This window comes from Flavobacterium sp. GW821-FHT11G01, assembly GCF_058808175.1.
This window is the reverse complement of the sequence record NZ_JBXARK010000020.1, coordinates 1-4,138: the sequence shown is the minus strand read 5'-3', so window position 1 is coordinate 4,138 and position 4,138 is coordinate 1. Positions and strand designations below refer to the sequence as shown.

The window sequence follows — 4,138 nt, the reverse complement described above, 5'->3', positions numbered from 1 at the left end:
CAGCTGGCAGTTATCTGGCAGGATGTGCTTGGGGTTGATAAGATAGGGATCACCGACAATTTTTTTGAGTTGGGCGGACATAGTTTAAAAGTAACAAGACTATATGAACTGATTAGGAAAAACATATCACAAGATATTAAAATTACTGATTTGTTCTCGATGACTTCAATCAATCTGCAAGCTGAATATTTATCGAAGGATAGTCTAATTTCTTCGAATCAAGCAGAAATTAATGAAATTGATTTTTAAAAAAAGTATACAAAAAATATATAAAATAATATATGAAAGATATTGCAATTATTGGATTTTCAGGTGTTTTCCCTGATGCTAAGTCAATAAATGAATTTTCTAAAAACTTATTGGATGGGAAATGCTCTATCAATGAAATATCAAAAAAAAGATTGTTTAATACTTCGCTTTCAGAAGAAATCAGTTATTACAAAGCAGGATATTTAGATGAAATCACTCTTTTTGACTATAAATTTTTTAACATATCATTGGGAGAAGCAGAAGAAATGACGCCACACCAAAGACTGACTCTGCAAGAGGCTTATAAAACCTTTGAAAACGCTGGTTACAGATTAAAAGATTTGAAAGGCTCTAATACGTCTGTATATGTAGGGGATACGGATACAAATTATTATCATTTAGCAGAAGCGTCATCTCCAACATTAATCGCAGGAAATACGAGTTCTATGCTTGGAAGTAGAATCTCTCGATTTTTTGATTTAAGAGGATTAGCGTTAAATGTTGATACAGCTTGTTCTTCTTCATTAACAGCAATATCACTTGCATGTAAAGATTTAATGCTAAATGAAACGGATTTAGCGTTGGTATGTGGAGTAAACATAAGTGTTATTCCACCACAAAAAAACACTAAAATTGTCCTTGGTATTGAAGCAAAAAATGGAAGTTGTAATCCATTTTCTGAAAAAGCAGACGGAACACTTGGAGGTGAAGTTGTAGCATGTGTGTTACTTAAGACAGTAGAACAGGCAGAAGCAGACGGAGATATAATCTATGGGGTAATAAAAGGAGTTGGATTGAATCAGGATGGCGGGCAGTCTGCAAGTATCATGGCACCAAGCAGTGATGCTCAATCAGATGTGATTCGTCAAGCTCTGAGAAAAGCAAAACTTAAACCTAATGATGTTGCATTTATTGAAGCTCATGGAACAGCTACAAAACTTGGAGATCCAATTGAAATTGAAGGAATGTCTCAAGTCTTTACAAATGCACTTAACAACGATGAAAAAGTTTATGTGTCAGCAGTTAAATCTAATATTGGGCATACAGACAGAGCTTCTGGAATTGTCGGTATCATAAAGGTCCTGCTTTCATTCAGAAATAACATTATATATCCGTCAGTTAATGCACTTCCATTAAATTCATATATAGATTTTGAGAAAGCTAAAGTTGAGATAGTCACTAGCCCTATTAGCTGGGATAAAGTAAAAAAAACAAATAAAAAAATTGCGGGTGTTAGTTCTTTTGGTTTAATGGGAACAAATGCTCACTTAATTTTGGAATCATATGAAAAAAATAATTTATCGGATTCATTAAATGATCAAGATGAATTTTTATTCTTTTTTAGTGCAAAAAGTATAACAAGTCTGAATAATTACTTGGAGACGTTTAAAAGTTATATAAAAGAGACTACAGACAAAATACATGATATTTCATATACATTAAATTTTTGCAGGGAAATTTATCAGTATCGATACATAGCAATAGCTAAAGATATACATCAACTACTTGAAATATTAGAAAACGTTACAGTTGAAATGTTTGTCGACAGTAGCATTGACTATTCCCAAGAAAATATTTTAGTTTTTGATGATTCTATAGTCATAGATAATGAAACATTAAAAAGGCTACCCGATTTAGCGTCTTATCAATATGATCTTTTGAGTAATGCTCAGAAATGTCTTATTGTTCAATATTTTAGTTATCAGTCACTTGTAAAATCTGGTGTTCTTATCAATGCAATGATTGGAGTTGGAGCTGGAAGCATTTTATTAAAAGTTTTAAAGAAAGAGCTGTCCCTGGATCAAGCCCTGCAGATTGTTGATAATAATATTTACAATGAGGATGAAAATAATAAAGAAGCGTTAACAACACGTGCACAAAAATTATTAAGCAAATATCCTGACGGTCTGAGGATAATTGGAATAGGTTATGAGGGAAAATTATGCAATATTTTTAAAAGCATGATTAATACTAAATTGACATATGATGTAATAGGTTACAGTCTGCCGGTTCTTAATAATCTAAAACTATTGTTTAGTCTTAATTGCAATACTGATCCAAAAGGTTATTACGATAACGTAAAATTCTTTAAGACAGAATTGCCTTCATATTGTTTTGATGAAAAAAGATGCTGGTTAAGGACTACTGATAATCCATACAGTCCTGGATCAGCGAGAGAGATAAAAGTATCAGATCAAGAAGATTATAATGGAACACCTGTTGTTTTGCAGTTGGTAAAGATGTGGAGTGAAATTTTAAAAACAGAAATTCAAAAAGAGAATGATTTTTTTGAATTGGGAGGACATTCTTTAAATGGAATGCAATTAATCAACAGGATTAATGAACGTTTTGTTTTAAATCTTAGTATTGATGACTTATTTGAAAATGGAACACCTGAAGAGATGTCAATATTGATTGAATCAATAGTTGATTTAAAGCTTCCGGCAAAAGAACTTTTAGTATTAAATGATATTTATTCTGGCAATTTTGATGTTTCTAATTCACAAAAAAGAATGTGGATTGAATCGCAAATTCCGGCTTTGTCTTTGGCATATAACATTAATATAAATCTTAATATAAAGGGAGAAGTAGATATTAAATTGCTTAAGGAAGTTATCCAAATTATGATAAATAAACATCATAGTTTGCGGACTGTTTTTGGAATCGATGAATATGCATCTATTTTTCAAAAAATACTTCCTTTGAATGAAATTAATTTTGAAGAGATCTTTGAATTCAAGCATATAAGCGATATAAAGTCTCTTGTATTAAAAGAACAGGAAATAAACAATACTTTATTTGATTTAGAGAAAGGACCATTATTTCGTATACAGGTTATACAATTAGATGAAAATAACTATCAATTAAATTTATTATTCCACCACATTATTTTTGACGGTTGGTCAGCAGGTATTTTTATGTCTGAATTTGTAAAAATATATGGGCAATTATCAAATGGAGATTATAAAAATACAGATAAAAATGAGAATTATTTACAATATGTCAATTGGCTCAAAGAAAATCTAACCCCAGAAAAAACAATTCATTATCAAATATATTGGCAAGAGAAATTAAAAAATATTAATACAAATTTAAATTTAGGAAACCAGAATGTGAAGACATTCGATGGGCAAAGGGTAAATTATGTTATAAATTCAGATATAAGTTCAAAACTTAATAAAATTGCAAAAAAAAACAGAGCAACTTTATTTACTGTTTTACTCTCTTCTGTAAGAATATATTTGTATCGATTAGCTCAAGAAAATTTTATTATTGGTACTCCTGTTTCTGGTAGAGTTAAGAAAGAATTCGAATCTATAATTGGTCTATTTGTGAATACATTACCAATTTATACCGAAACTTCTGGAAGCATGAACTTTGAAAACTGCCTAGCTGAAGAGTTGAAATCTGTAGTAAAAGCACTTGAATATCAGGTGTATCCATATGATTTGTTAGTTGAAAGTTTAGGAATAGATAAGAGTGCAGCTTTTTTTGATGTAATGGTTACATTACAAAATCATAATACTAGAGAAGGCTTAGTTTCTAAGAAAGAGGTGCCATTTGAAATACAGGTACCTGATAATCAGAAAGATGTTTATACAAGATTTAATTTAGAATTTACTTTTTTTGAAGTGCAAAATTCGATAGAACTTGAATTAAAATATAATAAAGATGTTTTTAATTTAGAATTCATCAGTTCATTTCTAGATAATTTTTCCTGTTTTCTTGAACAGCTTGTTGAGTTTCCCGATGAAAAAATTTCAAAGCATTCAATCTTAAATGATCAACAGTTAAGAAAGGTGCTGATTGAATTTAACGATACGCAAGTGTCTTATCCCCAGGATAAGACAATAATTGATTTGTTTGAGGATCAGGTATCTAAAACCCC

Annotated in this window: 2 protein-coding genes; both read left to right on the top strand. The window is 30.4% G+C overall.

What is annotated here, in order from left to right; genetic code table 11:
- On the top strand, positions 1–249 hold a 249-nt coding region (locus tag AC1RRN_RS21370), incomplete at its 5' end, for a phosphopantetheine-binding protein (RefSeq protein ID WP_492969244.1).
- 32 nt (positions 250–281) lie between these two features.
- A partial coding sequence (locus tag AC1RRN_RS21365; RefSeq protein WP_492969242.1) for a condensation domain-containing protein occupies positions 282–4,138 on the top strand: 3,857 nt, incomplete at its 3' end.